The organism is Methylobacterium sp. 285MFTsu5.1 (genome assembly GCF_000383455.1).
Classification (GTDB): domain Bacteria; phylum Pseudomonadota; class Alphaproteobacteria; order Rhizobiales; family Beijerinckiaceae; genus Methylobacterium.
On the sequence record NZ_KB911296.1, the window covers coordinates 18,247 to 44,019 of the forward strand.

Sequence of the window (25,773 nt, forward strand, 5' to 3'; positions counted from 1 at the left end):
CTCTCGGGCGCGCCGATCTGCCGTCGGCGGTCCCGTTACCGGCACGATAAAGCAAGGCTCGCGGTCGCGCACCCCGAATCGGGGCATGAAAAAGCCCGGCGGCTCGCTGGAGCCGCCGGGCCGGTCAGGTCGGAGAGCCGATCAGTAGTAGAACCGACGGCGCCAGTAGGGACGACGGTAGTAGGGCCGCGGGCCGTAGTAGAACCGGCGGCCGTAGTACGGGCGGCGCCAGTAGGGCCGCGGGCCGTAGAACCGGCGACGGTAGTAGTACTGGGCCTTCTCGGCCACCGCCGGCGCGGCTTCGGCGGGCAGAGCCAGCCCCGGGCCGATGGGCGCGGCGGACGCGCCCTCCGGCGCCGCGGCCGCGAAGCCCAGCGCCAGCAGGGCCGCGAGCAGGAATTTCCTCAGCACGGTCTCGACTCCCTTTGTGTCATTCGTCCTGGTCGACGAACCGCGCAGGGCGACGGGCTCCGCTCGGTCCGAACCGCTGCAACGCGTGGGCGAGCGGAAGCGTTGCAGCTTAACCGCTGCGACGTTTCGGACAGGGTTGATCGCAGGTTGAGACGCGCGGGGTCAGGCGATCTTCGTCGTCATGTCCTCGATGCGCGCCTCGGCGCTCTGGCGGACCAACGCGATGCCGTGCTCGCAATCCTCGCGGCGGACATAGCCTTCGCCCGAATCGGCGATCACCTCGCCGTTGCGCGCCCGCAGGCGCCAGCGCCACTCGCCCTTGGCGTCCCGGTAGAGTTCGAACCGCATGTCGCAGGCCCCCGCTTCGTCCATCCCTCAGATGGGGGCGCGCCCGCGCAAGGGAAGGCGGGGCGGTGAGGGCGCCGCGGGGCGGACGGGCCACCGAGCGGCGCGCGTGCGCGATCGGCCGCCGGGATTCGAGTTAGAATTTTTCTTCCTCTCATTGTACGCTTCGCCGATCGGGATCCGGGACGCCTGAACAATAACGGGACGCCCGCGGCCGGTGAGGAAGAGAGTATGAACGAGATCGTCCAGCCCGAGGCCTACTCGGAGGTCTTCTACGGAGGCTGCCCGCACGATTGCCCCGACACGTGCTCGATGCTGTTCGAGGTGAAGGGCGGCGAGCTCCTGAGCGTGCGCGGCAACCCGGACCACCCGATGACCCGCGGCGGTCTCTGCGTGAAGCTGAAGGATTACGAGAAGCGCCACTACCACCCCGACCGGCTACTCTACCCGATGAAGCGCGTCGGCCCGAAGGGCTCGAAGCAGTTCGAGCGGATCACCTGGGACGAGGCGCTGGACACCATCGTCACCCGCTGGAAGGCGATCATCGACCAGTACGGGCCGCAGGCCATCGCGCCCTACAGCTACCTCGGCAACCAGGGCCTCGTGCACGGGCTGAACGGCGGCGACGCGTTCTTCAACCGCATGGGCGCCACCGTGACCGAGCGGACCTTCTGCGGCGAGGGCTCATGCACGGCCTGGCTCCTCACCGTCGGTCCGACGGCCGGCCTCGACCCGGACAGCTACATCCATTCCAAGTACATCGTCATCTGGGCTTGCAACTCGGTCAGCACGAACCTGCACCACTGGGCGATCGTGAAGGACGCCCAGAAGAAGGGCGCCAAGGTCGTGGTGATCGACACCTACGCGTCGCGCACCGCCAAGGCCGCCGACTGGCACATCGCGCCGAAGCCCGGCACCGACGGCGCGCTCGCCATGGCGCTGATCAACTCGATCATCGAACAGGGCCTCGTCGACCAGGACTACGTCGACAACCACACGGTCGGCTTCGCGGAGCTGAAGGAGCGGGCCAGCACGCGCACGCCCGAATGGGCCGCGGCGATCACCGGCGTCTCCGCCGACGACATCCGGAAGCTCGCCCGCGAGATGGCGACCGAGCAGCCGGTGGGCATCCGCATCGGCGTGGCGCTGGAGCGGCACTACGGCGGCGGCCAGACCATCCGGGCGGTGACCTGCATCCCGGCGCTGACCGGCGCGTGGCGCCATGTCGGCGGCGGCATCACGCAGTTCGGCGTCTGGGAGCATCCCTACAAGTTCGACGTCATCTGCCGCCCGGACCTGATCCCGGAGGGGACCCGGGTCGTCTCGAACCTTCAGATCGGCCGGGCGCTCACCGGCGAGATGCAGCTCGACCCGCCGATCATGTCGATGATGTGCTGGAACTCGAACCCCGTGACGCAGGCGCCCGAGACCGACAAGATCGTCGAGGGGCTGATGCGCGAGGACCTGTTCATGGTCTCGGCCGAGCACTTCATCTCGGACACCGCCTCCTACGCCGACATCCTGCTGCCCGCCACCATGGGCGCCGAGATGGAGGACATGATCCTCTCCTGGGGGCACCTCTACCTGACCTACAACACCAAGTGCGCCGAGGCGCCGGGCGAGGCGATCCCCAACAACGAGATCTTCCGCCGGCTGGCCGCCCGGCTCGGCTTCGAGGAGGAGAACTTCAAGTGGAGCGACAGCGAGTGCCTTGAGCACTACGTCGACTGGTCATCGCCGGCCTGCGAGGGCATCGACCTCCAGTACATGCGCGAGCACGGCTTCGCCCGGCTCAAGGTCGGCACGCCGGACGACCGGGCGCCGCACCGGGAGGGCAACTTCCCGACACCGACCGGCAAGTGCATGCTGAAGGTGGAGGGCGCCACGAACTTCGTCGCCCCGCCCTTCCGGCAGATGTACGAGGGCTTCCAGCCCGGCGAGGCGCTCGACCCGCTGCCGGACTACCTCGGCCCGCGCGAGTCGCACACGAACGATCCCGAACTCGCCAAGCGCTACCCGCTCAACATCGTCTCGCCCAAGAGCCACTACTTCCTGAACTCCTGCTACGCCAACATGGAGGACAAGCAGAAGGGCCAGGGCGAGCAGTTCGTGATGATCAGCCAAGCCGACGCCGGCGCGCGCGGCATCCGGGACGGCGACCGGGTGCAGGTCGCCAACGACCGCGGCGCCTTCAAGGGCGTGGCCCGCATCACCGACGACGTGAAGGCAGGGATCGTGGTGGCGACGCTGGGCTACTGGCGCCAGCTCAACGAGGGCACGGTGAACAGCATCTCGTCCGGCGCCTTCACCGATATGGGCCACGCGCCCTCGTTCTCCGACAACCTCGTCGAGGTCTCACGGGCGAACTGAACGGCTCCGCGCGCGGCGATCCGCTCCCGATCGCCGCGCCGGGTTCACACGGAGGGTCGAGCCGTCATCCGGTTGCGGTTTCGCCGCTCGTCCGGCGCGGTCACCGGAAACGAAGCCGCCCGGGACGGATCCGTCCCGGGCGGCTCGATCGTCACTCAGGCCATCTTCGCTCAGGAACGGGGCGCCCGCTCCAGCCAGCCGATGCTGCGACCCTCGCCGCCGCCACCGCCGCTGCGCGGACGGGCATCGGCGCGCTGGGGCCGGGCGTCGCGGCTCGGGCGACCCTGATTCGGGCGCTCGCCCTGCGGGCGGGCGGGCCGGTCCGCGCGGGCGTCGCGGCCCTGCGGGGCGTGGCCGCGATTGTCACCGCGGTTGTCGCCGCGGCCGTCCTGGGGTCGGCCCTGCCGGGGCGCGCCCTGGCCGGGACCGCCGAAGCCGCGGCCGCCCTCGGGCCGGCCCTGCTGGGGACGGCCCTGCTGCTGCCGGGGCCGCTGGCCCTGGCGGCCGCCGCCGGGGCGCTGCTGCGGACGCTCGGGCCGGCGCTCCTCCTCGCGGGCAATCTCGGCGGCCTCCTGGCGGGACGGCGGGGTGAAGCCCTCGGGGAAGCCCGCCACCGGGACCTTCTGCCGGGTCACGCGCTCGATGTCGCGCAGGTAGGCCTTCTCCTCGTCGTTGCAGAACGAGATGGCGAGGCCGTCGGCGCCGGCGCGGGCCGTGCGGCCGATCCGGTGGACGTAGCTCTCCGGCACGTTAGGCAGGTCGAAGTTGACCACGTGGCTCACGCCCTCGACGTCGATGCCGCGGGCCGCGATGTCGGTGGCGACCAGGACCCGGCAGGAGCCGTCCTTGAAGGCGGCCAGCGCCCGCTCGCGCTGGGGCTGGCTCTTGTTGCCGTGGATCGCGGCAGCCGCGATGCCGACCTTGTCGAGGCCGCGCACGACCCGGTCCGCCCCGTGCTTCGTCCGGGTGAAGACGAGCACGCGCTCGATCGCCGGATCGCGCAGGATGTGCCCCAGCAGCGCCTGCTTGGCGCCGGTATGGACGAAGATCACCTCCTGCTCGACCCGCTCGGCCGTGGTGGCGACCGGCGTCACCGCGACCTGGACCGGATCGGTGAGGTACTGGGACGCCAGGCCCGCGATGTTCTTGGGCATGGTGGCCGAGAAGAACAGGCTCTGGCGCTTCTGCGGCAGCATCTTCACGATGCGCTTGAGGGCGTGGATGAAGCCGAGGTCGAGCATCTGGTCGGCCTCGTCGAGGACGAGGATCTCGACGCCCTCCAGGGTCAGCGAGCGGCGGTCGACGAGGTCGATCAGCCGGCCGGGGGTGGCGACGAGGACGTCGACGCCCGGCGCCAGCGCCCGCTCCTGGCGGCTGATGGTGACGCCGCCGAACACCACCGTCGTGGTGTAGGACAGGTGCCGGCCGTAATCGGTGAACGACTCGGCGATCTGGTTGGCGAGCTCGCGGGTCGGCGAGAGCACCAGCACCCGACAGCCGCGGCGCGGCGCGCGGCGGTCCGAGAGCGAGAGGCGGTGCAGGATCGGCAGCGCGAAGGCCGCGGTCTTGCCGGTGCCGGTCTGGGCGATGCCGCAGAGGTCGCGGCCCGCCATGGCCGGCGGGATCGCCTGGGCCTGGATCGGGGTCGGCGCGACGTAGCCGGCCTCGCTGAGCGCCCGCAGCACGGGCTGGGCGAGGCCGAAATCGGTGAATTGGGTCAAGGATGTATCCGATGCAGCAGGGCCGGCCGGGCGCCTCGCGTCGCTCGCGAGCTGTGCCGTGTATGAGCCGGTCCGTTGGCAGGGGGCAGCCCGCGTGATGGGGCGGCCCGGGTGCATGCACGTTATGAAGAGGGGGGCCGGATCACGCCGGGTGGCGCCCGATCCGTCACGCAGCCCCCTCAAGCGGGCCGTGGCGGCCGCTGACGCTGCATCGCCGATATGCGTGTGTGCGGCTGCGAAGTCAATGCAGGGCCGGGTTGCGGTCCGCTCAGGCTGAGCGCCGCCGTCGCGCCGGTGAACAGCAGGCGCTCGTCCGACGGTGCCGTGCCCCGTGCACTCGGGATCGCCCGAAGACGCGGCTCGGCTGCCGATACGTGTCGATCACGTCTTCCCGATGTGGTCGGGGCGGGCGTTTATCGTCGTTGTGACCGAGGATCGCCTCTGATCTGTCCGTTGAGATATAATTGTTTCAGAATTGACGGTATCGTTGGATCGTCCGAGCGTGAAAGTGTATCTAAAGATACGCAGCGATCGGTATTCAACGATCGCTGCGCGGCCGCGACTTCAGATATTGCCTATGCAGACAGTGTTTTCGACGGAGGGTCTCCACCCCCGGAGCGGCTTCAAGCTCTGGCGAGACCTTCTCGGGGAGCGGCTCGTGCCGATCGAGGTCGAGCGCCTCGACGACGGGCCGTTCCGGGGCAGGCTCGACGTCGCGGAGATCGGCGCGCTGTACCTCTCGCGCCTGACGCAGAGCGCCCTGCGATGCGAGACGACGCCCAGCGCGGCCCGGCGCCACGACAGGGCCGGGATGGTCGTGGTGCTGTTCAAGCTCGCGGGCCTGTCGACGAGCGTTCAGGACGGCCGGGAGGCCGTGCAGCGGCCGGGCGACATGGTCGTGCTCGACCATCGCCCCTCCGTGCTGACGACCCACAGGGACAGCCAGGCCCTGTTCCTGGAGCTGCCGCGGGAGCGCCTGGAAGGCGTGCTCGGCTCGACACGGCTCTACACCGGCCTGTCGGTCGGGGCGGACCTCGCCTCGGCCACGCTGGCGACCGGCTTCATCCACGACCTGATCCGGGTGCGGCACCAGCTCACGCCCGACGCCGCCGAGCGCATGTCGGCGATCGCGGTCGACCTGATCGTGGCGAGCCTCGCCGAGCGGCTCGCGCAGGATGTGCCTCGCCCCGTCCACGGCAGCGTCGTCGTTCAGCGCGCGAAGGCGCATGTCGAGGCCCATCTGGACGATCCGGGACTGGACCCGCCCCAGCTCGCGGCCGCCACGGGGGTCTCGCTGCGCCGGCTCCAGGAGCTGTTCCACGAGCGCGGCCAGCACATTTCCGACTGGATCTGGGAGCGCCGACTGGCGGCGGCGGCCAAGCGGCTGTCCGACCCAGCCTGCCTGCACCTGTCGATCGGGATGCTCGCCTACGGCTGCGGGTTCACCAGCCAGGCGCACTTCTCCCGCCGGTTCAAGGACCGCCACGGCCTGACCCCGCGCGAGTACAGGGAGGCCGCCCTGCTGCGGGCTTCCGGTGCTCCGTCGGCTCCCTGATCGGGACGGTGGCCGGCCTCCGCCGATCCCGCGACGTCCCGGCGCGGAATGATGCGCGCGGTCCTCGCGCAACCCCTGGCCGGGCGCAGGCGCCTGCGCCCGGCGTGCGAACGGCACGCGCGTCGCGACCCGGCGCGTCGGCTCAGATAATGGTGTATCGTGATCGGCGGCGCACCGCCCTGTCATGCACCACATCCGGGTTGCCGCAGGTCCGGGCAACCGAAACAATGTGGTGCGGCCAAGAGGACTCGAACCTCCACCCCTCTCGGGACTAGCACCTCAAGCTAGCGCGTCTACCAATTCCGCCATGGCCGCATCGGACGCGAAGACCGGTCCGTTCGCCCGACCGTCGCGCGCCGCGGGAGAACCCGGGGCCGCTTTCGTGTCGCGCGGCGCAGCGGATAACAGATCGTCCGGCCGCCGACAAGCGCAGTCACGGGGAATCGTAGCCGCCCTCCAGGAAAGGCGCCGCGCCGTCGCCGATGCTGACGCCCGGCTCGACGATCGAGGCCGCCTTGCGGATCAGCTCGGTCACCTCCACGGAGATGCGGTCGCCCGTCACCACGATCTGCCCGCGCGCGATCGGGTGGTCGTTGGCCAGGATCTCGACCATGTCGCTGTCGCTGGCTTCGAGCTCGATCACGGCGCCGCGGCCCATCCGGAGGAGCATGTGCAGCGGCATGCGGGCCCGGCCCAGCACCACCGTCAGATCGACCTTCAGGGTCTCGAAGACCGCCACCGTCCGCCATCCCGTCTCGCAGCCGGAACCTTGCAACCGCCGGCCGCGGATGTTGAGGCTTCGACCATCGACGCAGGATGGTGAACTCTTGGTAAACGCGCCCCGCCTCACGGTCAGCCCGCCCGCCTTCCCGAAGCGGCCCGGCACCGATCCGGTCGCCGGCCCGGTGGGCTGGCGCGTGAGCGACGCGGCAGTGGATTACGCCGCCGCCCTCGCCTGGATGGAGGCGCGCGCGGAGGCGATCGCCCGCGGCGCGGCGCCCGAATGCGTTTGGCTGCTGGAGCACCCGCCGCTCTACACGGCGGGCACGTCGGCCCGGCCGGAGGATCTCGTCGCGCCGGACCGGTTCCCGGTCCACGCGACGGGGCGGGGCGGGCAGTACACCTATCACGGCCCCGGCCAGCGGGTGGCCTACGTGATGCTCGACCTCGACCGGCGCAGCCGCGACCTGCGCGCCTACGTGGCGAGCCTGGAGGCGTGGCTGATCGAGACGCTGGCCGCCTTCAACGTCCGCGCCGAGCGCCGCGAGGACCGGGTCGGCGTCTGGGTGCGCCGGCCCGAGAAGGGGCCCGGCGGCGAAGACAAGATCGCGGCGATCGGCATCCGGGTCCGCCGCTGGGTCAGCTTCCACGGCATCAGCCTGAACGTGGAGCCCGACCTCGCGCATTTCGACGGGATCGTGCCGTGCGGCGTCCGGGAGCACGGCGTGACGAGCCTCGTCGACCTCGGCCTGCCGGTGAGCATGGCCGAGGTCGACATGCAGCTCCGCGCCGCCTTCGAGGCGATCTTCGGGGCGACCGCGATCGAGGCGGCGGAGTGAGCAGGGCCGCGCCATCGGGCGATGCCGCCGTCGTCGCGAGCGCAGCGACCCAGGGGGCGTGTCGTCCGGAGCCCGGACCGGATCGCTTCGCTCGCGAATACGCATAGCGTCCGAACGCTCCGGCCGGAGGCCGTCTCACCGGCGCCGATCAGAAATCGGCGTGCAGCCGCGAGGCGAAGAAGTGCGCCGGCCCGCGGTCGCGATTGTATCCGGGATTGTCGATGAACTGGTAGTCGAAGGTCAGGGTGACGAACTTCGTGAGGTTCAGGGCGTAGTAGGTCTCCAGCGCGCGCTCGGTGCCGTAGTTGAGACGCCCGTCGCCGATCAGCAGCCCGAGATAGCCGGCCGCGAAGGCGGCCCGGTGCGAGGGCGAGAGCCCGTTCATTGCGGCGCCGATGCCGACCGTGTCGTCGGGGCGGTCCCAGGCCTTGCCCTTCAGCGACAGGCCGCCGGAGAAGCTCCGGTCGATGTCGGTGAACGAGATGTTCTCGGTGCCCCCGTCGTTCAGGCTCGCCCGGGCGAACAGCCCGAGTTCGGGCGTCAGCGCCTGCTCCAGGTTGATGTAGCCGCCGGTCTTGCGGCGGGGACGCCGGGTCGCCGCGACGGCGTCGTTGATGTCGTCGAACAGGCCGAGCTGGGTCAGGGTGACGACGTCGCGGTTGTTGGCCGAGACGCCGACATTCGAGAACAGCCCGATGCGGATTTTGCCGGGCTGCTCCAGCCACGGGAGCACGTGCCGCTCCTCGAACTCGACGTTCAGCCCCGCGCGCCGGAACACCCGCGGGTCGAGCACGTCGCTCGACGGCTCCTTGGGCACCTGCGTGTAGGCGGCGCGGATCGCGAATTCGGGGCGGTTGTACTCGGCGTAGACGCCCTGCGTGAAGCCCGGGAGATTGGCCGGGAAGTCCCAGGCCGAGGAACCCCAGAGCGACCAGTTGAAGAAGTCCACGCGCGGGTCGTGCGCGTAGATGTTTCCGTCGAAGAAGTCGCCCAGCGCGAACTTGCCGGCGATCAGCGTGATCCGCTCGGCGTCGTAGCGGGTGGCCACTTGGTTCGGTCCGTCCGGCACCTCCACGGTCTCGCCGCCGAGCCCGAAGGTCTGCTTCACGTAGTAGCGGTTCGAGCGCAGCTTCGGGAACGGGGCGCCGGCCTTCTGCGCCTCGCCGTTGACGAAGCCGGCGACGCCGAGCGTCCGCGACAGGCCGAAGCCCTGGCTGAACTCGGGATTGTAGTAGATCTCGGTGCTGTCGGTGAGCTTGAGGCCGAGGAAGATCGTGGCCGTCGTGGTCTGCCGGGCCTGATGGGGGATCAGGCTCTGCGCGCCCTCGTAGGGCGAGCGGAAGCCGGGAACGCCCTGCGCGATCAGCGTCGTCTGGCCGTGGAGCGAGAAGCGGCCAGTATCGCCGTTGTCGGGATCGTGCGGGGCGGTCTCGTCCGGGTCCGGCGGGACCTTCAGCCCGTCCGGAAACCACATCAGCCGCGCGAACAGTTCGTTGGACGTGAAGCGCGCCCGGGTCGTGACCGGCCCGCCCGCGTCGCCGGGCACCATGCCCAGCGGGAAGCGCCGGCTGCCTCCGAGATCGATGTAGCGGTAGTCGATGCCCAGCGCGAGGCTGTCGGTGATGGCGTACTGCACGCCCGCGCCGAGGGTGAAGCCGACGTAGCCGAGGTCCCGCCGCGCGGTGGTCTGGCCGCCCGTGTCGAGGTCCGGGTAATTCGCCAGGATGCGCGCGTTCGCCCCCGCGAGGCCGAAGGTGCCGTAGATCAGGTAGCGGTCGAAGCTGTAGCCGAGCCGGGCGCGCAGGGTGCCGTAGAGATCCGTCTTGGCGCGCACGATGTTGAAGGCCGGGTCCACGTTCGCGTAGCCGAAGCCCGCGATCGTCGAAGGGACGGGCCGCTTCAGATTCGCCGCGTCGAGACTCGCCTCGACGCCGTAGACCCACGGCCCGGCCTGCCAGTTCCAGCCGCCGAACAGGCCGCCGACCGCCGTCGTGGCGTTCTTGCCCTGGTCGCTGCGGCCGGTGGAATCGCCGCTCTTGAAGGCCGGGACCGGCCGGGCGCCGATCGTCGTCGGACCGAAATTGTAGGCGCCGTAGGACCCGCCGGCACTGCCCTCGAGGCCGACATAGCCCCCCGACCAGTCGGTGTAGGACGGCGCCTCGGCGGGGCGCAGCGGGGAGATGTCGGCCGCCCGCGCGGCGGCGGGCGCGAGGAGGGGGACGGCCAGGACGAGCGCCGCGGTGCGGACCAGGGACACGGAACGGGATCTCATCCGACTCACAGAAAAGTATAGCATTTGCTAAAACGCGTCACGGGGCCGCGCAAGCCGGGTCGCGCGCTCGTGATCGCGGGCCATCATGCGATCCATGGCCTTGCCGCATCGCATCCTCGGTTCGTCGCATGGCACTGGCGTGACGATCCAGCCCGCGTTGGATTCGTCAAGATCCAGAGGGCATCGCACCGCGAATAGCTTCGTGAAAGTGCGTCGTAATCGACCTTTTTCGCTGCAACGACATGCGAATACCGTAATGTCGATGCAGCTGACCGGCAGATTAGAATTGTTATTATTTGACTGTCGTGCGATTCCGGTTTGAACTTCCCGCGGCCTGGATTATGTGCGGTCGCATGCACGCCTCGCACATCCTCCCGGTTCTCCGCGGCCTCGCCGCGGCCTCGCTCCTGGCGTTCGCCGGTGCCGCGGCCGCCAAGGAGGTGCCGATCGGTCCGCACGTGACGCGCAACGGCCTGGAGGTCGCGGCCGTCTATCTGCAGCCGATCGAGATGGATCCGCCCGGCATGATGCGCGAGGCCGCCAAGTCGGACATCCACCTCGAGACCGATATCCGCGCCGCCAAGGACAACCGCAACGGCTTCGCGGAAGGGGACTGGGTGCCGGCGCTCGACGTCCGCTTCGAGGCGGTGAAGCTCGACGGCGACAAGCCCACCGACCAGACGGTGTCGGGCATGCTGATGCCTATGGTCGCCAACGACGGGCCGCATTACGGCGACAACGTCAAGCTGTTCGGCCCCGGTCGCTACCGCCTCAAGGTTACCGTCGCGCCGCCCGGCAAGGACAGCCATTTCGGCCGCCACGTCGACAAGGAGACGGGCGTCGGCCCGTGGTTCGAGCCCTTCGAGATCACCCAGGACTTCACCTTCGCCGGCGTCGGCAAGAAGGGCGCCTACTGAGAGTGCCGGAGCTGACCGTGTCCCGCCTGCCGCGCTCCCTCGTCCGAGCCATCCCGCTGCTGCTGGTCGCCGCCGCGTCGGCCTCCGCGCCCGCGCGCGCCGACGACATGCCGGTCATCAAGGTGGAGATGCGCGACGGCGTGATCATCCCGACGGTGATCGAGGTTCCGGCCAACACCCGGTTCAAGCTCGAGATCTCGAACACCGGCCAGACGCCGGTGGAGTTCGAGAGCACGGAGCTGCGCCGCGAGAAGGCGCTGGCCGCTGGCTCGACCTCGGCGATCGTGTTCCGCACCCTCGATGCCGGCACGTACCAGGTGTTCGACGATTTCCACCCGGAAGCGAAGGCGACCCTGGTGGCCAAATGAGCGCGTTCACGACAGCGCCCGGCTCCCTGGCCCTCGCCGACGTCACGCCGCGCCGCTCCGCGGTCGACGCGCGGCTCGCCCGGTTCGGCGACGCGTTGCGCCGGTACGGCTGGATCATCCGGTCCGTGCAGTGGCTGATCGTCGCCGTCTACGCGGTGCTGGTGATCGTGCCGGCCCTGCTGCCGCTGCCCGACAACGCCGCCCACATCTGGACCAACCTGACGCTCGCCGCGCAGTTCGCCTTCTGGGGGATCTGGTGGCCGTTCGTGCTGGTCAGCATGGTGCTGGTCGGCCGGGCCTGGTGCGGCGTGCTCTGCCCGGAGGGGGCCCTCAGCGAGTTCGCGAGCCGGTGGAGCCGCGGCTACGCCGTGCCGCGCTGGATCACCTGGCAGGGCTGGCCGTTCGTGGCCTTCGCGGGAACCACCGTCTACGGCCAGATGACCAGCGTCTACGGCTACCCGAAGCCGGTCCTCGCGGTGCTCGGCGGCTCGACCCTGGCGGCGATCGTGGTCGGGCTGCTGTACGGGCGCAACAAGCGCGTCTGGTGCCGCTACCTCTGCCCGGTCAACGGCGTCTTCGCGGTGCTGTCGAAGCTCGCGCCGGTGAGCTTCCAGGTCGACCGCGCCGCCTGGGCGGACTCGCCCAAACCCGTCGGCGGCACCGAGTCCTTCAACTGCGCGCCCCTCGTGCCGGTCAAGACCATGCGCGGCGCGGGCGCCTGCCACATGTGCGGCCGCTGCAGCGGCCACCGCGGCGCCGTGCGCCTCGCCCTGCGCTCGCCCAACCACGAGATCGTCCACGTGGCCGGCGCGGAGCCCAGCCTCGACCAGACCATGCTGATCCTGTTCGGCATGCTGGCGTTGGCGGTGGGCGCCTTCCAGTGGTCCTCGAGCCCCTGGTTCGTCGATGCCAAGCAATGGGCGGCCACGTGGCTCATCGAGCGCGGGACGACGTGGCCCCTGGAGCACTCGGCGCCCTGGTTCGTGCTGACGAACTACCCCGACCGCAACGACGTCATGACGCTCCTCGACGGCGGGCTGCTGCTGGCCTACATCGGCGCCGCGACGCTCGTCCTCGGGCTCGCCCTGTCGGGGATCGTGGCGCTCGCGACCCTGAGCCTCGGCGGCTGGTCGCTCCGGCGCTTCCACCACCTGACCCAGACCCTGATCCCGGTCGCGGGCTGCGGCGTGTTCCTGGGCCTGTCGGCGCTCACCGTGACGTTCCTGCGCGGCGACGGCATCGTGATCCCCTACGTGGCGGAGATCCGCGCGGGCCTGCTCGCCGGCGCCAGCCTGTGGAGCGTCTGGCTGGCCTGGCGGGTGGCGGGTCTCGCCGCCGGCGGCCTCCGCCGGGTGGCGGCCTCGGCCTGCATCGCCGGCGCGGCCGCCCTCTCGGTGGCCAACTGGGTGCTCCTGTTCTGGATCTGGTAGCGCGCGGTCCGCGCGCGCCGCGTCACACGACCTCACAAACCCTGGAGACCGCCATGATCGGCGCCTTCGTCATCGCCTTCCGCGAAGTCATCGAGGCGGGCCTCATCATCTCCATCGTGCTGGCCGCCACCCGCGGCATCCCGGGCCGGATGCGCTGGGTCCTGCTCGGCATCGCCGGCGGCCTCGCGGGCGCCGCCCTGGTGGCGCTGTTCGCCGAGAAGATCTCGGACGCGTTCGAGGGCAGCGGGCAGGACATCCTGAACGCCGCGGTCCTGATCGTCGCGGTGCTGCTGCTGATCTGGCACAACACCTGGATGAGCAAGCACGGCAAGGAGCTGGCGGGCGAACTGCGCGCCGCCGGCGCGGCGGTGCGCTCGGGCGAGCGGGAGGCAGCGGCCCTGTCGATCGTGATCGGCGCCGCGATCCTGCGCGAGGGGGCCGAGCTGGTCCTGTTCCTCTACGGCCTCGTGGCCTCGGGCACCTCGGGCGCCGACATCCAGTTCGGTGCGGTCGCCGGCATCGGCGCCGGCGCGCTCCTCTCGGCGGTGACCTATCTCGGGCTCGCCTCGATTCCGAGCCGCTACGTCTTCTCGGTGACCAGCGTCCTGATCATCTTCCTCGCGGCCGGCCTCGCCGCGCAGGCGGCGCAGTTCCTGGCGAATGCCGGGGTGGTCGAGGTCCTCGGATACACCCTCTGGAACAGCTCCGGCGTGATCGCCGAGAATTCCTGGCCGGGCCGCGTCCTGCACGCCCTGGTCGGCTACACCGACCGTCCGACCGCCCTCCAGGGGCTGGTCTACGTCGCCACCATCGCGGTGATGGTCGGCCTGATGCAGTGGAGCGCCGCCGACAAGCGCCGCGCGGTGCGGGCGGCGTAGCGAACCGTCCGGCGCCGCGGGGATACATCCGACAGCTAGGCGTCGAGGCGCCGGGCTGCGTGGCGGCCCGGCTGTGCATCCTCGGCTCGACGCGACGGGTCCCGCCGCACCGTCCATCGGTGCGGTGGGTCGGTCGGCCCGCGACCCTCAGGCCAGCACGGTCCACTTCGCCCGGTCGGCCGGCTTCTCCCTGTAGATCGTGCCGGCGAAGTCGACGTGCAGTTCCGTCGCCGCGCGGTCGCTCCGACGTGCCAGCACCTCGAAATGCCTCGGCTTGCGGCGCGGCGCGTCCGCCACCGCCCACCCCGCCGCGGCCACCGCCGCCAGAGCGCGCGCGGGATCGGACGGGGCGTCCGTTGCCCCGTCCGGCCGCCCGGTGCCGGGCGCGTGATGGGGCTTCTTGTGATGGATCTCCACCGGATCCCGGCCCTCCGCCGAGATCCGCGTGACCTTGATCTCCGAGGGGCGACGCTCTCCGGTGAGGGTGACGTGCAGGCCGCTCGCGAGCGGGAACGCCTCCGCACCCTTCGGGCCGAGATCGGCGAGGTGCGTCTCGCCGCCCGCCTCGACGGTGAAGCGATGGGCGAAGACGTGTCGTATCGTGCCCGAGAGGGCGGTGGTGTCGTGATGCGGCATGATTTTCTCCGTAGGGCGCCCAACCGCAGGCGCAATCGATATATCGAAATCGATCACGGAGCTTTCAAGCGGGCGACCGGGGCGGCCCGGTCACGTCGGCGGACCTGAGGGCCGGAGAACCGCCTCTCAAGGACCCGTCGCCACCGCCCGGGCCGGGTCGGCGCCCCATTCCGACCAGGAGCCGTCGTAGAGCCCCCGCGCCGGGCGGCCCATGGTCTCCAGCGCCAGCGCGATGATCGCAGCGGTCACGCCGGAGCCGCAGGTGGTCACGATCGGCAGGTCCGGATCGACGCCGTTCTCGGCGAAGACCGTCTTCAACTCCTCGGGGCTCTTCATCCGGCCGTCGCGCTGGAGGGCCGCGTAGTGCAGGTTGCGCGCGCCGGGCATGTGCCCCGGCCGGACGCCGGGGCGGGGCTCCGGCTCCTCGCCGCGGAACCGCGTCCCCGAGCGGGCGTCGACGACCTGCGCCGAGCCGCTGTCCAGGGCGCGGGCGACGTCGTCCGCGTCCGCCACGGCGCCGTGGTCGAAGCGGGCGGTGAAGTGCCGCCGCTCGGGCTGGCGCGGGTCGCCCTCCTCGGTCGGGTAGCCCGCCGCCACCCAGGCCGGCAGGCCGCCGTCCAGCACCAGCGCGTCGCGCACGCCGAAGGCCTTGAGCATCCACCAGACCCGCGGGGCGGAGAACAGCCCCTGCCCGTCGTAGACGACGATCTGCATGCCGTCGCCGACGCCGAGCGCGCGCATCCGCGCCGCGAACACCTCGGGCCGTGGCAGCATGTGCGGCAGGTTCGACTCGGTGTCGCTCATGGCGTCGAGATCGAAGCGGCGGGCGCCGGGTATGTGGGCGGTGCGGAATTCGGCCTCGGGATCGCGGCCCGCTGCGGGCAGGTACCAGGAGGCGTCGAGCACGACGATGTCGGGGGCCGCGAGGCGGTCGTGCAGCCATTCGGGTGACACGAGGGGCGCTTGGGCCATGGTCGGCGGATCCGGCTCTGTTCGCGTTGCGGGCTGACAGAACCACAGGTCGCCCGGCGTTGCACGCCCGGGCCATCGCGGGACGGCGGCGTTCGGGCGGATTCGTCAGCCGCGCCAATGCCAATTGAGCGCGCGCCGGATCGGATGAGCTACGCATCCCGCACCGTGGTCCGATGCATCCAGCGCAGGCTGGTCTTGTTTTAAAGAGCCGTAACCCCAGTTACGACACCATGATGACGCCAATCGCGTCGGCCGTCCGGCCGGCATCGTGTTGGCCGCCCCGGACGTTCCGCTCGCGGACGCGATACGGGGACGTCGCCTGAACGAGATGCGTTCAAACCTTCCCTGTCTGCCCGGGCGCCCGACCCACCGTGCAGGATGCTTATTGAGCCGATCGACACCATGAATCAACTCGTCCGCATGTCCCAGATCGGCGACGCCGAGACCGTCGAGGAGCCGTCGGCCGACCTGCGCGTGCCCTTCGCGCAGTCCGGCGCCTTCGTGTGCAAGTACATCATCGGCGAGCCGAACGACCGCGCCGTCTGCTGCGGCGCCCCCGTGTCCGACGGCAAGAGCTGGTGCGCCTACCACCGCCGCATCGTGTTCGAGCCGACCCGCCCCGGCCGCATCCGCTGAGCCTCTCCTTGCGCCATCCCGGCCGTCACTGCGTCCGCATGATCTGGATGACCGCCGGGGTGATGATGACGACGAACAGCACGGGCAGGAAGAACAGGATCATCGGCACGGTGAGCTTCGGCGGCAGACCGGCCGCCTTCTTCTCGGCCTCGTTCATGCGCATGTCGCGGCTCTCCTGGCTCAGAACCCGCAGCGCCTGACCGACCGGCGTGCCGTACCGCTCGGCCTGGATCAGCGCCGTCGCCACGGACTTCACCGGCTCGAGGCCGGTGCGCATCACGAGGTTCTCGTAAGCCTGACGCCGGTCGGGCAGGAACGACATCTCGGCGGTCATCAGCGCGAGCTCCTCGGCCAGCACGACCGAGGACGTGGCGATCTCGGTGCTCACCTTCCGGAACGCGTTCTCGATCGCCATGCCGGATTCGACGCAGATCAGCGTGAGGTCGAGGGCGTCCGGCCACGCCTTGCGGATCTCGGTCTGGCGCTTCTTGGCGGTGTTCACCAGGAACAGCTCGGGCGCCTTGATGCCCATGTAGGCCGCGCCGATCACCAGCCCGAACCGCATGAGGTACGAGGCGTCGAGCACCTCCAGCACGAACAGGTAGAACAGGGCCGCGATCACCGCCGCGACCGGCACGACGAGGCGGAAGAACAGGAAAGCGGTCTCCGCCCCCTGGCCGCGGTACCCTGCCTGCATCAGCTTGCGCTTGGCCGTGTCCGTGCCGAGCCAGCGGCGCAGCTGGTACTTCTCGACGACCGACTTCATGTAGGCCTTCGGCTCCGTGCGCAGCGTCGCCCGGCTTCCGGTCCGCTCCGCGCTCAGCCGCTCGCGACGCCGGATCTGCTCGCGCTCGTCGCTGACGAGCTTCATCCGCTTGCCGAGGCGGTCGGTCTCCAGGAAGGGCTGCGCCACCGCGTAGGCGGTCGCGGCCGCCGCGACGGCGGTCAGCAGCGTGCCCATGAAGCGGGGATCGAACAGCTTCTCGGCGATGGCGTCGATCATCGGGCGGGATCCGGCAGACGGCGCACCGCGCCTAGAACTCGAAGGCGATCATCTTCTTGATGGTGAAGATGCCGATGGACATCCAGATCGCCGCGCCGACCAGGGCGATCTTGCCCGTGTCGGTTGTCCAGAGCAGCGAGATGTAGTCGGGGCTGGTGAGCGCGGTGATGCCCGCCACCGCGAAGGGCAGGCAGGCGATGATCGAGGCCGAGGCCTTGGCCTCCATGCTCATCGCCTGGACCTTGCCGCGCATCTTGGCGCGGTCGCGCAGCACCGTGGAGAGGTTGTTCAGCGCCTCGGAGAGGTTACCGCCCGACTGCTGCTGGATGTTGATCACGATGGCGAAGAAGTTCACCTCGGCGGTGGGCACGCGCTCGAACAGCCGCGTGCAGGCCTCGCCGAGGGACAGGCCCATCGCCTGCGTCTCCACCACGGTCCGGAACTCGCTGCGCACCGGCTCCTCTGCCTCGCGCGAGACCATGCGGAAGCAGTCGCCCACCGGGATGCCGGTGCGGATGCCGCGGACCACCACGTCGACGGCGTTGGGCAGCTCCTTGTTGAACTTCGCGATGCGCTTGAGCCGCAGGTGGCGCAGCAGGTAGGCCGGCAGGCCGAAGCCGCCCGCGAAGGCGGCGCCGAGCGCCGCCAGGGCGTTGTCGGTGATGACGAAGAGCAGGAGCCCGAAGACGACCCCGCTCAGGGCCGAGACCCCGTAGAAGGTCTGCTTCGTCCAGCCGAGGCCGGCGCGGGCGAGCTTCAATTCCACGCTGGCCTTCGAGGCGCCCTTGGCCTTCGCCTCGATCTCGCTCAGCGTCTTGGCGACCTGCTCGCGCCGGTTGACGGCGACGCCCCGGGTCGCCGCCCCCGAGGCGGAGACGCTGATCGTCTTCAGGCGCTTGGTGGCCCGGCGCTCGCCGCCGAGCAGGGGCAGGACCGCCACGTAGGCGATGGCGGCCACCGCGATGCCGGCGAGGCCGGCGGCGATCGGCAGGTTGGAGGCGTCCGCCATCGGCTCAGTTCCGGTCGACGACCTCGGCGGCGTCGAGCGCCTCACCGAGCCGCTGTTCGAGGCCGTAGTAGCGGGCGCGCTCCCAGAATTTCGGCCGGCCGACGCCGGTGGAGCGGTGACGCCCGATCAGCTTGCCGTTCGCGTCCTCGCCGACGATGTCGTAGAGGAACACGTCCTGGGTGGTGATGACGTCGCCCTCCATGCCGAGCACCTCGGTGATGTGGGTGATGCGCCGGGAGCCGTCGCGCAGACGCATCGCCTGGATCACGACGTCGATCGAGCCGCAGATCATCTCGCGCAGGGTCCGCGACGGCAGGGTGAAGCCGCCCATCGAGATCATCGATTCGATACGCGACAGGCACTCGCGCGGGCTGTTGGCGTGGAGCGTGCCCATCGAGCCGTCGTGGCCGGTGTTCATCGCCTGGAGCAGATCGAAGGCCTCCGGTCCGCGCACCTCGCCGACGATGATCCGCTCCGGGCGCATGCGCAGGCAGTTCTTCACGAGGTCGCGCATGGTGACCTGGCCCTGGCCCTCCATGTTGGGCGGCCGTGTCTCCAGGCGCACGACGTGCGGCTGCTGGAGCTGCAGCTCGGCCGCGTCCTCGCAGGTGATGACCCGCTCGTCGTGCTCGATGAAGGCGGTGAGGCAGTTGAGCAGCGTGGTCTTGCCCGAGCCCGTGCCGCCCGAGATGACCACGTTGCAGCGCGACTGGCCGATGATCTTGAGGACCTCGGCGCCCTCGGGCGAGATCGCCCCGAAGCGCACGAGCTGCTCCAGGGTGAGCTTGTCCTTCTTGAACTTGCGGATCGTGAGCGCCGGGCCGTCGATGGCGAGCGGCGGCGCGATGACGTTGACGCGGGACCCGTCCGGCAGGCGCGCGTCGCAGATCGGCGAGGCGTCGTCGACGCGCCGGCCGACCTGGCTGACGATGCGCTGGCAGATGTTCATCAGCTGCTGGTTGTCGCGGAACCGCACGCTGGTCAGCTGGATCTTGCCGTTGACCTCGATGAAGGTCCGGTGGGCGCCGTTGACCATGATGTCGGCGATGTCGTCGCGGGCGAGCAGCGGCTCCAGCGGGCCGTAGCCCAGCACGTCGTTGCAGATGTCGTCGAGCAGTTCCTCCTGCTCGGAGATCGACAGGACGATGTTCTTGAGCCCGATGATCTCCGTGACGATGTCGCGGATCTCCTCGCGCGCGGTCTCGGCGTCGAGGCGCGAGAGCTGCGTCAGGTCGATCGCCTCGATCAGGGCGCCGAAGATCAGGCTCTTGGTGCGGTAGTAATCCTCCGAGCGCGCGGTCTCGACGACGACCGGGGCCGCCGGCGCCGGGCGCTGGGCCGGCGCGGGCGCCGGCGCGTCGCGCAGCACCGGCGTGGCCGGGGCCGGGGTCCGCATCTGCGGCATCGGCGGGGGCGGCGCCGACGCGCCGCCGGACTGTCGCCTACCGAACATGGGTCAGAGCCCCGACGCTGACCCGCGGCACCGGGCGGGTGAGGGATCGCGTCCGCATCAGGATGCCTTGCGGCCGGAAAGCTTGGCGAGCAGCGGCTCCAGCAGGCTCGGACGGCCCCGCCGGCTCTCGGGACGTCCGAGGGTCATGGCCGCCAGGTCGTTGAACAGCTCCGCCACCTTCGAGCCCGCCTGGATCTCGGCGATCATCTGGCCGTTGTTGGCGGCCGTGCCGAACAGGGTCGGCTCGAACGGGATCGTCAGGGCCACCGGCGCCTCCAGGGCCTTGGCGAACTCGGCGGTGCCGATCTCGGGGCGCTTGGGCACGCCGACGCCGTTCAGCACGATGCGGGGCGGTTGGTCGTTCGGGCGACCGTGCTTCAGCGCGCTGAGGAGGTTCTTGGCGTTGCGCAGGCAGGCGAGGTCGGGCCCGGTCACGATCAGGATCTCGTCGGCCGCCGTCAGGACGCGCTTCGTCCACGCGTTCCACTGGTGGGGGATGTCGAGGACCACGCACGGGACGCTCGCCCGCATGTGCTCGATCAGGGTGTCGAAGGCCGGCTCGGACAGGTCGATGGTCCGGTCGAGGCTCGCCGGGGCCGAGAGCAGGCTCAGGTTGTCGCTGCACTTGGACAGCAGCCGCTCGACAAGGGCGGAGTCCAGCCGCTCGGGGGCGAACACCGCCTCGGCGATGCCCTGGGGCGGGTCTTGGTTGAAGTTGAGCGAGGCGGTGCCGAAGGCGATGTCGAGATCGGCGATCACCGTCTGGACGCCCTGGCCCCGGGCCACCGACCACGCGAAATTATGCGCCACGGTCGAGGCGCCGATGCCGCCCTTGACGCCGTAGACCGCCACGGTCCGGCCCACCGGCTTGACGCCCGGGGCCGTGAACAGGTCGGAGATCGCCGCGATGAGCGTCAGGGGCTCGACCGGCGCCATCAGGTAATCGGACACCCCGCGCTGGATCAACTGGCGGTAAAGCATCACGTCGTTGACGTGACCGATCACCAGGACGCGGGTCCCCTCGTCGCAGACCTCGGCCAGGGCGTCGAGGCACTCGATCGGCCGCGAGCGCGCGCCCTGGATCTCGAGGACGATGACGTTGGGCGTCGGCGCGTGCCGGTACGCCTCGATCGCCGCGGCCCCGCCGCCCATCCGGACCTTGACCTGCGCCTTCTGCATGCGCCGGTCGAGGGCCGCGCCCTCGATCATCGCCGCGGTCTCGCCGGTCTCGCAGAAGGCCTGGATGGTGATCCGGGGCACCGGGGCGATCGTGCGCTCGGTTGTCTCGGACAGCTCTGCCATGACGGCGCTTTCGGGTTCGCGTGCGGGGTGCGGCGTTGCGATCGGCGGCGGGGCTGCCCATCCCCGGCGCCGGCTGTCTCAGTTCGTGACCTGGGCCTTCACGGCGGTCTGACCATCTTGCCGCCATGTGGTTGACGGATCCTTGCCGTCCCGCAACTGGCCAATGTCCCGGATCCGCTTGACCGTGTCGATGCGGCCCTCGGGCCGGCCGCGCACGAGGTCGACCGGGTCGGCGACCTGGGCGGCGACGTTGGACTGCATGGCGCAGCCCAGGTTCCAGCTCGGCCGGTTGTTGTAGTCGGTCGCGAAGTTGCCGGCCCCGAGGTCCTGAGGCCAGAGGCCGCAGGCGTCGGCCACCTTGGCCTGCATGCGCTGGAAGCTCAGCCGGATCGGCGCGGCGAGGGTCGGCGCCGCCACCGCGTAGCCGCTGACGGCGATCTCGCGGGCGTTGACGCCGTTCTGCGTGCCGAGCCGGCCGAGAACCGAGGCCGTCCGCTGCACGGCGGCGACCTGGTCGGGCGGGACGCCCTGGGGTACCTGCATCAGAAGGGTTCCGCGGCCGTAGCGCCGGTACTCCAGCATGAAGGCGTCGACATCGGTCGCCTGGCGCGGGTCCAGATGGCCCGTGCCGGTCGGGAACACGTCGAGGCTGCGAGGCCCGTCGGTCAGCACGATCGGGTGGCGCGCGCGGTAATCCGTGACGTCGATGCCGCCGGTCGTGACGGGATCGGTCTTGCAGGCCGCCGCGAGGGCGGAGAGCGCGCAGGCGGCGAGCACGCTCGCGGCGCGGCGCGGCAGTGCGGGCGGGTGACGTCCGGTCGTGGGTCCGGTCATGGGTCCGGTCATGGGTCCGATCCTGGGAGGCGCGGCGGGGCGCTACTCGACGATGAAGCCGACGCGGCCGCGGTAGGTGCGGCCGAGCGGCGCCGCGGCGGCCGCGCCCGGCGGGGCGACCTTGCCGTAGATGCGGTTGATCTGGCCGAGCAGCACGGCTTGGCCGTCGCTGGAGTCGACGAAGTTGTCGTCGGGCCGGCTGACCTGCTTCGCCTCCATCGGCCGGGCGATGTAGGGCGTGCACATGATCATCAGCTCGGTCTCCTGGCGCTGGTAGTCGCGGGAGCGGAACAGCGCGCCGAGGATCGGGAGGTTGATCAGGCCGGGCAGGCCGGCGATCGCCTGCTTGTTGAACTGCTGGATCAGGCCGGCGGTCATCATCACACCGCCGGAGGGCAGCTCGACGGTGGTCTCGGAGCGGCGCACCCGGGTGCCCGGCACTGCGACCGAGGTGTTGCCGATCACATAGTTGAAGCTCTGCTGCGTATCGATCTCGGTCACGTCCGTGGCGACGCGGATCGAGATCCGGTTGTCGGCCAGCACCGTCGGTGTGAACGACAGGGCGACGCCGTAGGGCTTGTATGTGATGCCGGGCGAGCAGACGCCGCCGACGGCGCAGGTTGCCGAGGCCGGCACCGCGAACTCGCCGCCGGCCAGGAACTTGGCGGCCTCGCCCGAGATGGCGGTCAGCGTTGGCTCCGCCAGGATGCGCGAGACGCCGGCCTGCTCGAACGCCTTCAGGGTCGCCTGGAGCGAGAAGCCGCCCCCCTGCACGGAGGCCTGGACCAGATTCCCGGTCGGCGTGTTCGTGTTGATCGGGAAGGGCAGGTTGTTGGTGATAACATTCGGGATGTACGCCGGGACCTGCGTGGCCGCCGCGGTGCCGCCGTTCACGAGCGTCTGCCCCAGGTTTCCGACCGGGTTCAGAGCCGACCAGTTGCCGGCCATGTTGATCCCGAACTGCTTCAGGACGTTGCGGGACACCTCCACCACGGTGACGCGGAGCATCACCTGGTCCTTGTTGCGGATCGTGAGGTTGTTGATCACCGCGCCCCGCGAGCCGGCGGCGACGCCGCCGCTGGCCGCGCCCGCCGCTCCCGCGGCCCCGGCGCCGCCAAGGCCCACGAAGGCGTTGGCGATGTCGATCGCCTGCTGCGCGTCCGCCGAGGAGTTGACCGCTCCCGACAGGAGCACCGAGGCGCCCGAGGAGCGCACGTCGAAGCGTCCGCCCGGGATGCTCTGGTTGAGCAGCTCGCGCAGGGTCCCGAGGTTCAGGTCCCGCGCCACCGTCACGTCGAGGGCGGCAATCTGGCGGCCCTCGGCATCCATGATGAAGATCGAGGTCGCGCCGTCCGCCATGCCGATCACGAAGACCTTGCGGGTCGAGCGGACCACGGCGTTGGCCACCGCGGGGTTGGCCACGAACACCTCCTTGGCGTCCCGCGGCAGGTCGACGATGACGGACCGGCCCGCGGTCAGCTCGACCCGCCGGGTCGAGCTCGCTTCCGCGGCTCCGACCGTGAGGATCGGCGCCGGGCCGAAGGTCTGGCGGTCCTGGGAAGAGGCCGGCCCGGTCAGGGCGACGAGCAGCGCGAGGGCGCCGGCCGAGCAACGGCGCGGGCCGCGGTCGGGGCGCCGCGTCGGGCGCGTGAGGGACAGCGAAGCGGTCATGGCGGTCACGGCGTCTGCTGCCGCGCGACGCCGAAGCGCACCACGGTCAGGGCGGGTTCGGGCATCTGCGCGGCGGACGCGTCGGCCAGCGGTACGGCTTCCGGCGGCAGCCCGGCATCGGCGAGGCTGCGCAGGGAGAGCGTCAGGGCGCCGACCTTCTGGGCGAGCGCCAGGGTCTCGGCCTGCGCGGGCGTCACGGCCAGCGTCGCGGTCTCGCCGGTGACGACGTTGGTGCCGTTCTTCTCCTGGACCAGCTGACCGATCGCCAGGACGCGGATGTCGGTGAGGATCGTCTGGGAGAGCTGCACGTCGCTGTTGTTGGCCCGCGAATTGGACTCGTCGCGGAAGGTGCGGATCACGTCGACACGGTCGTTCGGCAGGATGAAGCCGCCGGCCGAGTTGGTTCCGCGGCTGTCGGTGACGATGGCGACCGCGCGCATGCCGGGCGGCAGGATCGCCGCCATGAACCCGCTCTCCGGGCGCACCAGCTTCTGCGCGCGGATCGGCTCGCCCGTCAGGAAGCCCGAGCGCACGGACGCACCGACGGTCTCCTCGAGGGCCTTGGGGTTGATCTTGCGGGTCATGTAGCCGTTGGCCACGGCGCCGTCCGGCCAGGGCTGCCAGCGCAGGTCCGCGGCCCGGAGCACCTGGCCCATGGGCATGTCGATGGCGGCCACGAGCACGTCGGTCGTCGGCTGCGGCGGCGCCTCGGCCGTCGGCGGCGGTGGCGGCGGTGGCGGATCGCCGCCGCTCATCAGGAAGGCCGCCCCGGTGCCCGCCGCGAGGGCGATTCCGAGGACGGCGAAACGGGCTGGGTTCATCGCATCGCCACGCGCCGGAGACGGCCGGATTGCCGTCCATGACGGGAACCTGCGCGGGGATTCGTGTAATTATGGTTAAGGTATTATAACCTCTGCCGTTGTCGCCGGTCCGGAAACGGGTCGATCGGAACCGCGTCACAATCCGCGGAATCCTTCAGCTCCCGCCCGACCCCGGCCGTGGCGCGGCGCCGGGTCGTCCCCTATCGTGCCGCCGGAACCGCCTCAGAAGCGGGCACTCGGGCGAACCGGGGGGAGACATGATCAGGACAATCGGCGGCGCGGTGATGGCGGCCGCTCTCGCAGGGACCGCGCTCGGCTCCGCTCCGGCGGCCGCGCAGGGAAGCTTCTCGGACAACGCCATACGGATCGGCGTCCTCAACGACCAGTCCGGCCTCTACGCCGAGTACGGCGGCCAGGGCTCGGTCGAGGCCGCCCGGATGGCGGTGGAGGACATGGGCGGCAAGATCGGCAGCGTGCCGATCGAGATCCTCACGGCCGACCACCAGAACAAGCCCGACATCGCCTCGGCGATCGCCCGGCAATGGTACGACCGCGACAATGTCGACGCGATCATGGAGCTGACCACCTCCTCGGTGGCGCTGGCGGTCCAGGGCCTGTCCAAGGAGAAGAAGAAGATCACCATCACCACCGGGGCCGCGACCAGCGACCTCACCGGCAAGGCGTGCTCGCCCTACGGCTACCATTGGGCGTTCGACACGCGGGCGCTGGCGGTGGGCACCGGCGGCGCGCTGACCCGGGCGGGCGGCAACACGTGGTTCTTCCTCACCGCCGACTACGCCTTCGGCTCGGCGCTGGAGGCCGACACCAGCAAGGTCGTGCTCGCCAACGGCGGCAAGGTGCTGGGCAGCGTCCGTCACCCGCTCTCGAACCAGGACTTCTCGTCGTTCCTGCTCCAGGCGCAGGGCTCGAAGGCCAAGGTGATCGGGCTCGCCAATGCCGGCCTCGACACCTCGAACGCGATCAAGCAGGCCGCCGAGTACGGCATCGTCGAGGGCGGCCAGAAGCTCGCGGCGCTGCTGTTCACCCTCTCGGAGGTGCACGGGCTCGGCCTCAAGGTCGCCCAGGGCCTGACGCTCACCGAGGGCTGGTACTGGGACGCCAACGACGAGACCCGCGCCTTCGGCCAGCGCTACATGAAGCGCACCGGCCGGATGCCCAACATGATCCAGGCCGGCACCTACTCGGCGGTCCTGTCCTACCTGAAGGCCGTCAAGGCGGCCGGCACCGACGAGACCGACGCGGTGAACGCCAAGCTCAAGGAGCTGCCGGTGGACGACGTGTTCGCCCATGGCGGGATCGTGCAGCCGAACGGACGCATGGTCCACGACATGTACCTGTTCGAGGTCAAGAAGCCGGCCGAGTCGAAGGGTCCGTGGGACCTCTACAAGCTGATCTCGACGATCCCCGGTAAGGAGGCCTTCGCCTCCCCGGCCGAGAGCGGCTGCCCGCTGACGGCGGCGAAGTAGGTCTCACCCCGTCATCGCGAGCGCAGCGCAGCGACCCGGGGCGGCGCGTCCCTGGATTGCTTCGCTCCGCTCGCACAGACGGCGGCGGGTCGAATGTCCCGTCTCAGGATGTGCTCTACTCCG

Annotated in this window: 23 protein-coding genes and 1 tRNA gene; 9 read left to right on the forward strand and 15 right to left on the reverse strand. The window is 70.5% G+C overall.

The genetic code is table 11. From position 1 onward, the window contains the following. Positions 1–141: 141 nt before the first annotated feature. Together H288_RS0126660 and H288_RS0126665 are read right to left on the reverse strand one after the other, a co-directional pair. Positions 142–411, reverse strand: a complete 270-nt coding sequence (locus tag H288_RS0126660; RefSeq protein ID WP_020095628.1) for a hypothetical protein — start codon at positions 409–411, stop codon at positions 142–144. Between the two features lie 162 nt (positions 412–573). Continuing rightward, positions 574–759 (reverse strand): DUF1508 domain-containing protein, encoded by a 186-nt coding sequence (locus tag H288_RS0126665; RefSeq protein WP_026605317.1) that lies wholly within the window; start codon positions 757–759, stop codon positions 574–576. A gap of 228 nt (positions 760–987) precedes the next feature. Between H288_RS0126665 and H288_RS0126670 the strand changes: the two genes are divergently transcribed. Then, entirely contained in the window at positions 988–3,126 is a 2,139-nt protein-coding gene (locus H288_RS0126670) for a molybdopterin oxidoreductase family protein (protein WP_020095630.1), read from the forward strand. Positions 3,127–3,296: 170 nt separating this feature from the next. Here the strand turns inward: H288_RS0126670 and H288_RS0126675 are convergent, their stop codons facing one another. Beyond that, positions 3,297–4,847, reverse strand: a complete 1,551-nt coding sequence (locus H288_RS0126675) for a DEAD/DEAH box helicase (RefSeq protein ID WP_020095631.1) — start codon at positions 4,845–4,847, stop codon at positions 3,297–3,299. 577 nt (positions 4,848–5,424) lie between these two features. Here H288_RS0126675 and H288_RS0126680 point away from each other — a divergent pair. After that, complete coding sequence (locus H288_RS0126680) at positions 5,425–6,402, forward strand: helix-turn-helix domain-containing protein (protein ID WP_020095632.1); 978 nt, start codon at positions 5,425–5,427, stop codon at positions 6,400–6,402. A gap of 230 nt (positions 6,403–6,632) precedes the next feature. On the opposite strand, the gene H288_RS0126685 is transcribed toward H288_RS0126680, so the two are convergent. Next, positions 6,633–6,717, reverse strand: a tRNA-Leu gene (locus tag H288_RS0126685). A 118-nt stretch (positions 6,718–6,835) separates the two neighbouring features. Then, positions 6,836–7,141 carry a FliM/FliN family flagellar motor switch protein gene (locus tag H288_RS0126690; protein WP_020095633.1) on the reverse strand — a complete coding sequence of 102 codons (306 nt, stop codon included), beginning with the start codon at positions 7,139–7,141 and terminating at the stop codon, positions 6,836–6,838. An 88-nt stretch (positions 7,142–7,229) separates the two neighbouring features. Here H288_RS0126690 and lipB point away from each other — a divergent pair, with 88 nt between their 5' ends. Beyond that, positions 7,230–7,961 (forward strand): lipoyl(octanoyl) transferase LipB, encoded by a 732-nt coding sequence (lipB, locus tag H288_RS0126695; RefSeq protein WP_020095634.1) that lies wholly within the window; start codon positions 7,230–7,232, stop codon positions 7,959–7,961. Between the two features lie 148 nt (positions 7,962–8,109). On the opposite strand, the gene H288_RS0126700 is transcribed toward lipB, so the two are convergent. Further along, on the reverse strand, positions 8,110–10,233 hold the full coding sequence (locus H288_RS0126700) for a carbohydrate porin (protein WP_026605318.1): 2,124 nt from the start codon (positions 10,231–10,233) through the stop codon (positions 8,110–8,112). Between the two features lie 353 nt (positions 10,234–10,586). Here H288_RS0126700 and H288_RS0126705 point away from each other — a divergent pair, with 353 nt between their 5' ends. The 4 genes from H288_RS0126705 to H288_RS0126720 are packed head-to-tail and all read left to right on the forward strand — an operon-like array spanning position 10,587 to position 13,826. After that, entirely contained in the window at positions 10,587–11,150 is a 564-nt protein-coding gene (locus tag H288_RS0126705; RefSeq protein ID WP_020095636.1) for an iron transporter, read from the forward strand. Between the two features lie 17 nt (positions 11,151–11,167). Continuing rightward, positions 11,168–11,518, forward strand: coding sequence for a cupredoxin domain-containing protein (locus H288_RS0126710; protein WP_026605320.1), 351 nt, complete (start codon positions 11,168–11,170; stop codon positions 11,516–11,518). After that, positions 11,515–12,948, forward strand: a complete 1,434-nt coding sequence (locus H288_RS0126715) for a 4Fe-4S binding protein (RefSeq protein ID WP_020095638.1) — start codon at positions 11,515–11,517, stop codon at positions 12,946–12,948. The genes H288_RS0126710 and H288_RS0126715 overlap by 4 nt, the downstream gene beginning before the upstream one ends. Before the next feature lie 53 nt (positions 12,949–13,001). Beyond that, on the forward strand, positions 13,002–13,826 hold the full coding sequence (locus tag H288_RS0126720) for an FTR1 family protein (RefSeq protein ID WP_020095639.1): 825 nt from the start codon (positions 13,002–13,004) through the stop codon (positions 13,824–13,826). Positions 13,827–13,973: 147 nt separating this feature from the next. On the opposite strand, the gene H288_RS0126725 is transcribed toward H288_RS0126720, so the two are convergent. Both H288_RS0126725 and sseA read right to left on the reverse strand, forming a co-directional pair. Beyond that, positions 13,974–14,462, reverse strand: coding sequence for a hypothetical protein (locus tag H288_RS0126725; protein WP_020095640.1), 489 nt, complete (start codon positions 14,460–14,462; stop codon positions 13,974–13,976). A 126-nt stretch (positions 14,463–14,588) separates the two neighbouring features. Then, complete coding sequence (gene sseA / locus H288_RS0126730; RefSeq protein ID WP_020095641.1) at positions 14,589–15,434, reverse strand: 3-mercaptopyruvate sulfurtransferase; 846 nt, start codon at positions 15,432–15,434, stop codon at positions 14,589–14,591. 378 nt (positions 15,435–15,812) lie between these two features. On the opposite strand from sseA, the gene H288_RS0126735 reads away from it, so the two are divergent. Further along, the gene (locus tag H288_RS0126735) at positions 15,813–16,070 is read left to right on the forward strand and encodes a GcrA family cell cycle regulator (protein WP_012320730.1); all 258 of its coding nucleotides are present in this window, start codon (positions 15,813–15,815) and stop codon (positions 16,068–16,070) included. Positions 16,071–16,095: 25 nt separating this feature from the next. On the opposite strand, the gene H288_RS0126740 is transcribed toward H288_RS0126735, so the two are convergent. From H288_RS0126740 to cpaB, 7 genes are all read right to left on the reverse strand, one after another. Next, on the reverse strand, positions 16,096–17,073 hold the full coding sequence (locus H288_RS0126740) for a type II secretion system F family protein (RefSeq protein WP_020095643.1): 978 nt from the start codon (positions 17,071–17,073) through the stop codon (positions 16,096–16,098). A 31-nt stretch (positions 17,074–17,104) separates the two neighbouring features. Further along, positions 17,105–18,082: a type II secretion system F family protein gene (locus tag H288_RS0126745; protein ID WP_020095644.1), complete on the reverse strand. Its 978-nt coding sequence runs from the start codon at positions 18,080–18,082 to the stop codon at positions 17,105–17,107. Positions 18,083–18,086: 4 nt separating this feature from the next. After that, positions 18,087–19,478: a CpaF family protein gene (locus H288_RS0126750; RefSeq protein ID WP_020095645.1), complete on the reverse strand. Its 1,392-nt coding sequence runs from the start codon at positions 19,476–19,478 to the stop codon at positions 18,087–18,089. Positions 19,479–19,592: 114 nt separating this feature from the next. Then, the gene (locus H288_RS0126755; RefSeq protein ID WP_020095646.1) at positions 19,593–20,837 is read right to left on the reverse strand and encodes an AAA family ATPase; all 1,245 of its coding nucleotides are present in this window, start codon (positions 20,835–20,837) and stop codon (positions 19,593–19,595) included. Positions 20,838–20,915: 78 nt separating this feature from the next. After that, on the reverse strand, positions 20,916–21,683 hold the full coding sequence (locus tag H288_RS0126760; RefSeq protein WP_020095647.1) for a pilus assembly protein CpaD: 768 nt from the start codon (positions 21,681–21,683) through the stop codon (positions 20,916–20,918). A 30-nt stretch (positions 21,684–21,713) separates the two neighbouring features. Beyond that, positions 21,714–23,342, reverse strand: coding sequence for a type II and III secretion system protein family protein (locus H288_RS0126765; protein WP_020095648.1), 1,629 nt, complete (start codon positions 23,340–23,342; stop codon positions 21,714–21,716). A 5-nt stretch (positions 23,343–23,347) separates the two neighbouring features. Further along, the gene (cpaB, locus tag H288_RS0126770; RefSeq protein ID WP_020095649.1) at positions 23,348–24,163 is read right to left on the reverse strand and encodes a Flp pilus assembly protein CpaB; all 816 of its coding nucleotides are present in this window, start codon (positions 24,161–24,163) and stop codon (positions 23,348–23,350) included. 281 nt (positions 24,164–24,444) lie between these two features. Between cpaB and H288_RS0126775 the strand changes: the two genes are divergently transcribed. After that, positions 24,445–25,650 carry an ABC transporter substrate-binding protein gene (locus H288_RS0126775; RefSeq protein WP_170855253.1) on the forward strand — a complete coding sequence of 402 codons (1,206 nt, stop codon included), beginning with the start codon at positions 24,445–24,447 and terminating at the stop codon, positions 25,648–25,650. Positions 25,651–25,773: the final 123 nt, after the last annotated feature.